Origin of the sequence: Streptomyces sp. NPDC060194, from assembly GCF_042728285.1 — a bacterium.
Taxonomy (GTDB): domain Bacteria; phylum Actinomycetota; class Actinomycetes; order Streptomycetales; family Streptomycetaceae; genus Streptomyces.
This window is the reverse complement of the sequence record NZ_JBHWZH010000217.1, coordinates 1-6,841: the sequence shown is the minus strand read 5'-3', so window position 1 is coordinate 6,841 and position 6,841 is coordinate 1. Positions and strand designations below refer to the sequence as shown.

At 74.0% G+C, this 6,841-nt stretch carries 7 protein-coding genes; 4 read left to right on the top strand and 3 right to left on the bottom strand.

The genetic code is table 11. The annotated features are described in order from the left end of the window. From ACFWEG_RS27630 to ACFWEG_RS27620, 3 genes are all read left to right on the top strand, one after another. A partial coding sequence (locus ACFWEG_RS27630) for a peptidoglycan recognition protein (RefSeq protein WP_387220458.1) occupies positions 1-794 on the top strand: 794 nt, incomplete at its 5' end. A gap of 114 nt (positions 795-908) precedes the next feature. Beyond that, positions 909-1,991: a sugar phosphate nucleotidyltransferase gene (locus ACFWEG_RS27625; protein ID WP_387220456.1), complete on the top strand. Its 1,083-nt coding sequence runs from the start codon at positions 909-911 to the stop codon at positions 1,989-1,991. Between the two features lie 62 nt (positions 1,992-2,053). After that, positions 2,054-3,028, top strand: coding sequence for a DNA-3-methyladenine glycosylase family protein (locus ACFWEG_RS27620; protein WP_387220453.1), 975 nt, complete (start codon positions 2,054-2,056; stop codon positions 3,026-3,028). Between the two features lie 59 nt (positions 3,029-3,087). Here the strand turns inward: ACFWEG_RS27620 and ACFWEG_RS27615 are convergent, their stop codons facing one another. Genes ACFWEG_RS27615 through ACFWEG_RS27605 form a run of 3 tightly spaced genes read right to left on the bottom strand, consistent with a single transcriptional unit; the run spans position 3,088 to position 5,915 of the window. Further along, the gene (locus ACFWEG_RS27615) at positions 3,088-4,389 is read right to left on the bottom strand and encodes a coenzyme F420-0:L-glutamate ligase (RefSeq protein ID WP_387220450.1); all 1,302 of its coding nucleotides are present in this window, start codon (positions 4,387-4,389) and stop codon (positions 3,088-3,090) included. Continuing rightward, entirely contained in the window at positions 4,386-5,345 is a 960-nt protein-coding gene (gene cofD, locus ACFWEG_RS27610) for a 2-phospho-L-lactate transferase (RefSeq protein WP_387220448.1), read from the bottom strand. The genes ACFWEG_RS27615 and cofD overlap by 4 nt, the downstream gene beginning before the upstream one ends. A 57-nt stretch (positions 5,346-5,402) precedes the next feature. After that, positions 5,403-5,915 carry a cysteine dioxygenase gene (locus ACFWEG_RS27605; protein ID WP_387220445.1) on the bottom strand — a complete coding sequence of 171 codons (513 nt, stop codon included), beginning with the start codon at positions 5,913-5,915 and terminating at the stop codon, positions 5,403-5,405. A 597-nt stretch (positions 5,916-6,512) separates the two neighbouring features. On the opposite strand from ACFWEG_RS27605, the gene ACFWEG_RS27600 reads away from it, so the two are divergent. Continuing rightward, complete coding sequence (locus ACFWEG_RS27600; RefSeq protein ID WP_387220442.1) at positions 6,513-6,776, top strand: WhiB family transcriptional regulator; 264 nt, start codon at positions 6,513-6,515, stop codon at positions 6,774-6,776. Positions 6,777-6,841: the final 65 nt, after the last annotated feature.

Sequence of the window (6,841 nt, the reverse complement as noted above, 5' to 3'; positions counted from 1 at the left end):
CCGCCGACCGTACCGCCACCGCGGCGAGCCGTCCCGCGGCGGCCCTCACGGCGGCGCAGGGCGCGTCGTCCGCCGTCAACGCCAAGCTGACCTCGTTCGGCGCGGACGAGATCCCCGCGCTCGACAAGAAGGCGACCGAGGAGGCCGACCTGCCCACCGCGGCCGAGGGCGCCCCGGCCACCAAGCCGTTCATCGGCCCCCGGCCCCGCATCGTCACCCGCAAGGGCTGGGGGGCGGACGAGAAGCTGCGCGAGGCCAAGTTCGGCTACACCAAGACGGTCAAGGCGGCGTTCGTCCACCACAGCGCCACCGGCAACAACTACCGCTGCGCCGACGCCCCCGCCGTCCTGCGGGGCATCTACCGCTTCCACGTCAAGAGCCAGGGCTGGCGCGACTTCGGCTACAACTTCGCCGTCGACAAGTGCGGCACCGTCTACGAGGGCCGGGCGGGCGGTGTCGCCGAGCCCGTGATGGGCGCGCACACCCTCGGCTTCAACACCAACAGCATGGGCATCGCCGTCCTCGGCACCTACACGAACTCCGCCCCGCCGAAGGCCGCGGTCGACGCGGTGGCCCGGCTCACCGCCTGGAAGCTCGGCCTCTTCGGGGCGGACCCGCGCGGAAGGGTCTCCCTCGTCTCCGGCGGCAGCAACCTCTACAAGAAGGGCAAGAAGGTCTCCCTGGCCGTCATCTCGGGCCACCGCGACGGCTTCGCCACCGAGTGCCCCGGCGGAAAGCTGTACAAGAAGCTCGGCAGCGCCCGCAGCACCTCGGCGAAACTGCAAGGACGCTGACAAGACGAGCGGCAAACCGCCTGCATACACTGACCGACCCATGCGTGGCATGCGTATTCGAGATCCGTACACACGACGACGCGACACAGGTCGAGCAGGAAGCAGAGGCGACAGGTGACAGAGGCGATCCTCCTGGTCGGCGGCAAGGGCACCCGGCTCCGTCCGCTCACCGTGCACACGCCCAAACCGATGGTGCCGGCCGCGGGGGTCCCCTTCCTCACCCACCAGCTCGCCCGGGCCCGGGCGGCCGGCGTCGAGCACATCGTCCTCGCCACCTCGTACCTGGCCGAGGTGTTCGAGCCGTACTTCGGCGACGGCTCGGCCCTCGGTCTGGAGATCGAGTACGTCACCGAGCGCGAGCCGCTCGGCACCGGCGGCGCGATCCGCAACGTCGCCTCCCGGCTGCGGTGCGGCGACGACGACCCGGTGCTCGTCTTCAACGGCGACATCCTCACCGGCCTCGACATCCCCGCCCTCGTCGCCGCCCACGACGAGTCCGGCGCCGACGTCTCCCTCCACCTCACCCGCGTCCCCGACCCGCGCGCCTTCGGCCTCGTGCCCACCGACCCGACCGGGCGCGTCACCGCCTTCCTGGAGAAGCCGCAGACGCCCGAGGAGATCGTCACCGACCAGATCAACGCCGGCGCGTACGTCTTCCGCAGATCCGTCATCGACCGGATCCCCGCCGGCCGGCCCGTCTCCGTCGAGCGCGAGACCTTCCCCGAGCTGCTCGCCGCCGGCGCGCACCTCCAGGGCATGGTCGACTCCACCTACTGGCTCGACCTCGGCACCCCCCAGGCCTTCGTCCGCGGCTCCGCCGACCTCGTCCTCGGCCGCGCCCCCTCCCCGGCCGTCCCCGGCCGGTGCGGCGACAGCCTCGTCCTCGACGGCGCCGCCGTCGCCCCCGACGCCAAGCTCACCGCCGGCACCGTCGTCGGCCCCGGCGCGGCCGTCGGCGCCGGCGCGCGCATCAGCGGCAGCGTCCTCCTTGCCGGCGCCACCGTCGAGCCCGGCGCCGTCGTCACCGACTCCTTCGTCGGCGAGGGCGCCGTCATCGGCACCCGCGCCACCGTCCACGACTCCGTCATCGGCGACGGCGCCGCCGTCGGCGCCGACAACGAACTGCGCTCCGGGGCGCGGGTCTGGTGCGACGCGGTACTCCCGGCGGGGGCGGTGCGGTTCTCGTCGGACGCGTGAGGTCGGCCTCTCCCGGCACGAGGGAGCCCCGGCAGCCCCACCGACCCCGTACGCTCGTGCGCGTGTCCGGCCGCTTCCTCCCCCGCCCCCGCCCGACGGCGACCGTCGAACCGTCCGCGCCGACGGCGACCACCCGCTGGACCCCGCCGTACGACGTGACGGACCTCGCGCTGGTCACCCAGCCCCTGCGCAGAGGCCCCCAGGACCCCGCCTACCGCCGTACGGCGGCAGGCACCGTCTGGCGCTGCACCCGCACCCCCCTGGGCCCCGGCACGATCCGCCTCCGCGCCACCGCCACCCGCGAGGTGCACGCCGACGCCTGGGGCCCGGGCGCCCCGTGGCTGATGGACAACCTCCCCGGACTGCTCGGCGCCGAGGACGACCCCGCCGCGTTCACTCCCCGCCACCGCCTGCTCGCGACGAGCGCCCACCGGCGCCCGGGCCTGCGCCTCACCCGCACCGGCCTGGTGATGGAGTCCCTGATCCCCTCGATCCTGGAGCAGAAGGTCACCACCGACGAGGCCTACCGCGCCTGGCGCAGGCTCCTGCGCCGGTACGGCGACCCCGCCCCCGGCGCCCCCGCCGAACTCGGCATGTACGTGCTCCCGGACCCCCGCACCTGGGCGCTGATCCCGTCATGGGACTGGCACCGCGCCGGCGTCGACAACAAGCGCGCGTCGACGATCCTGCGCGCGGTGCGGGTGGCCCGCCGCCTGGAGGAGGCGGCGGCGATGTCCCCCGAGGACGCCGCGAAACGCCTCCAGCTGGTCCCCGGCATCGGCCCCTGGACCGCCGCCGAGACCGTCCAGCGCAGCCACGGCGCCCCCGACGCCGTGACGACCGGCGACCTCCACCTCCCCGGCATCGTCGGCTACGCGCTGGCGGACGAGCGGGAGGCCGACGACGCCCGCATGCTGGAGCTGCTCGCGCCGTACGCCGGCCAGCGCCACCGCGCGGCCCGCCTCATCCTGCTGAGCGGCCGCACCCCGCCGCGCCGGCAGCCGAAGATGCCGAAGACGGACATCGCCCTGCTCTGAGCGACCCCGCTCGCCACCTCGCCGGGCTCGCCACCTCGCCGGGCTCGCCGCCCTCGCGCTCACCGCACCGCGATGAAGTCCTCCGCCGCCCGGCCGGGCCGCTCCCGCGGGGCCTGCGCCGCGTGTCCGACGGCCACCGCCCCCATCGGGTCCCACGACTCCGGCAGCTCCAGCACCTCGCGCACCACGTCCCGGCAGAACATCGTCGAGGACACCCACGCCGAACCGAGCCGCTCCCCGGCGAGCGCGACGAGGAAGTTCTGCACCCCCGCCCCGGTCGCCACGACGAACATCTCCCGCTCGGCCGCGTCCCGGCGCGCGTCGCCGTAGTGGTGCGAGCCGTCCATGACCAGGCACGGCACCACCAGGCAGGGCGCGTCGCGCAGCACGTCCCCGCGCCGGACCCGCTTGGCGATCGACTCCTCGGACTTCCCGTCCCGCCGCAGGTCGGCGACCCACGCGTCGCGCATCGCGTCCAGGAGGCGGGTGCGGGAGGCGGCGGACTCCAGGAGCACGAACCGCCAGGGCGTCGTGTGGTGCGGCGCCGGCGCCGTGACCGCCGCGGCGACCGCGCGGCGCACCGCCCCGGGGTCGACCGGCTCACCGGTGAACGCGCGGACGGTCCGCCGCAGGGTCACCGCCTCGCGCACCGCCTCGGAGGTGCCGAGCCGGAACATGTCGTCCGCGGCGGGCCGCACCATCGCCCGCGCCCCCTCGGCCTCGTCGGCTACGACGTGGCCGAGGCCGCGCACGACGGCGACCGGCAGCCCCGCCGCCTTGCCCTTGACCAGGTCGCCGGCCGCGGCCAGCTCGTCCGCCGTCGCCACGACGGTCGCGCTGAGCGGGTTGCCGTGCGCGTCGAACCCGCCGCGCAGGTCGTCCAGGACCCGCACCCCGGCCGCGCCGATCGCCACGTCCGTCAGCCCGGCCCGCCAGGGTCGCCCGAACGTGTCGGTGACGAGCACCCCGACGTCCACCCCGAGCGCCTCCCGCAGCCCCTCCCGCACGGCGCGGGCGGAGGCGTCGGGGTCCTTCGGCAGCAGGAGCACCGTCCCCTTCGGCGTGTTCGACGCGTCGACCCCTGCCGCGGCCATGACGAGACCCTGCGGGTTCTCCACGATCCGCAGCGTCCCGCGCCGGGCCACCACGCGGACGGTCTCCGCGTCGATCGCCTCCTCGCGCGAGTCCGCGGCGACGATCCGCCCCTCGGCCTTGCTGACGATCTTGGAGGTGACCAGGACGACGTCCCCGTCGGCCAGGTCGGGCGCGGCGGCCGCGATGACCCGGGCCAGGTCGTCGCCGGGGCCGATCTCGGGGAGCCCGGGGACGGCCCAGACCCGGAAGGCGGGCGATCCGGTCACGCGCGCACCTCCTCGGCGAGCTCCAGGGCGGCCCGCGCCATCGCGGTGGTGGCGTCCAGGTCGGTCATCAGCAGCGGCACCGCCCGGCAGCGGATGCCCGCCGCCTCGACCGCCTCGACCGTGCCGGCGTCGACGGTGTCGACCAGCCAGCCGTCCAGCAGCCCGGAGCCGTAGTGCAGCGCCACCGCACCGGCCGTGGCCTCGACGCCGACGGCGGCGAGCACCTTGTCGGCCATCCCGCGCACCGGCGCGTCCCCGACGATGGGGGAGAGGCCGACGACGGGCACGCCCGCCTGCGCGATCGCCTCCCGGATCCCCGGCACGGCGAGGATGGTGCCGACGCTCACCACGGGGTTCGACGGCGGGAAGAGGACGACGTCGGCGGCGGCGATCGCCTCCAGGACGCCCGGTGCGGGCTTGGCCTGGTCGGCGCCGACGGGGACCACCGCGTGCGCCTCGACGGAGGCGCGCAGCCGCACCCAGTACTCCTGGAAGTGGATCGCGCGCCGCTCGCCTTCGAGGTCGACCGCCACATGGGTCTCCACGCGGTCGTCGGACATCGGGATCAGCCGGACGCCCGGCTGCCAGCGGTCGCAGAGCGCCTCGGTGACGGCGCTGAGCGGGAAGCCCGCGCCGAGCATCTGGGTCCGCACGATGTGGGTGGCGAAGTCCCGGTCGCCGAGCCCGAACCACTCGGGACCCACGCCGTACGCGGCGAGTTCGGCCTTCACCGTGAACGACTCGTCCTCGCGGCCCCAGCCCTGCTCCTCGTTGATGCCGCCGCCGAGGGTGTACATGACGGTGTCGAGGTCGGGGCAGACCTTGAGCCCGAACAGGTGGATGTCGTCACCGGTGTTGCCGATGACGGTGATCTCCGCGTCGGGGGCCGCGGCCTTCAGCCCACGCAGGAAACGGGCACCACCGATGCCCCCGGCCAGAACCACAATGCGTCGCATGCGCCCAGCATGTCAGGCGGGTGCGACATCGCCGCCGGGCGGGCTCCGCGCGAGGTCCTAGGCCGGTACGGCGCTCCCGGGCGCGGTCCCGCGCGGGACGGCGGAGGCGCACCGCGCGGTGTGCATGGGCATCTCCGTCAGACCGGGGAAGTACACGTGCAGGCTGACGGCGGGCTCCAGCGCGTCGTTGACGACGTCGTGGACGTAGCCGGGCGCGAAGACCCGCTGCGCGCCGGGGGCCAGCGCCCGCGCGCCGCGCTCCGTACGCTCCGTCAGTTCGCCCTCCAAGACGGTCAGTACGCCGGAGGAGGGGCCGTGGTCGTGCGGGCCGCTGCCCTGGCCCGGCACCCAGCTCAGGAGCCAGACCTCGTAGCCGGGCCCGGTGCGCAGCCGGTGGTACCAGCGGGAGGCGGCGTCGTACTCGACGAGGTGCGCCCACTGGTCGCGGTCGGCCGCGATCGACCGGGCGAGGCCCACGAAGTCGGCCACGGTGGCGGGGTGCTCGGGCGCGGGGCGCAGGAGGTGCTGCACGGCGAGGATGTCGCCGGCGATCTCGACGTCGCTGTTCATCTGCGGAGGGTCCTCAACGGGTGAGTCAGGCGCGGGGGCCGCGTCCCGGTGACGGGGGACGCGCGGGGCTGTCGCAACTGCGGTGGGGGGGTGGCTGGAGCGCTCGGTGGGCTCAACAGCTCGTACAGCAACAGCACGCGCGGGCAGCGCGGAGGGACTCACCGGTGTGAGTCGCCACAAGCGCCGAATTCGCGAGCATGCCCAACAGGAGACCGGGTCATGCGCGCGGTGTCAACCCGATGTCCCCTATGTGAGCTGTGATTCACCTTTTCCGGTTGCTCTCCCAGGCGAAAGGTTTGTGCACTCCGGGATGGGGATACCTGCGACGTCAGTCGTGTCCCGTGAGTCCCGCGCGCCCGCGGCCACGTCGTGCCGGACGGCACGGAAGGGGCGAGTGAGCCGGTGGCAAATGTCGGGGTCCATCCCGATATGAACACTTTCTGCAAGGCCTTGGTTCCGCAGGGTGAATCAGGGGCCCAATAGCAGATCTTGGCTTGACTCGCCGGGAATGACCCGCTTGTAATTTCACTCGTGTCGTTCGACCGAAACCGGTCACGTCAACACCACGGGGCAGCGAGAACGGATGAGGGGCTTTACATGACCGAGCTGTTTGAGGAACTGCTGGTCGACGAGGCCGAGGAGGAGCTCGGCTGGCAGGAGCGCGCCCTCTGCGCGCAGACCGACCCCGAGTCCTTCTTCCCGGAGAAGGGCGGTTCCACCCGTGAGGCCAAGAAGGTCTGCCTGGCGTGCGAGGTCCGCTCCGAGTGCCTGGAGTACGCCCTCTCCAACGACGAGCGCTTCGGCATCTGGGGCGGCCTCTCCGAGCGTGAACGGCGCCGCCTGAAGAAGGCCGCCGTCTGACGGCTCCCCCGAGGGACGGCCGTCGGCGTCCCCCCGAGGCAACGGTCCGCCGCCCGCGTCCACTT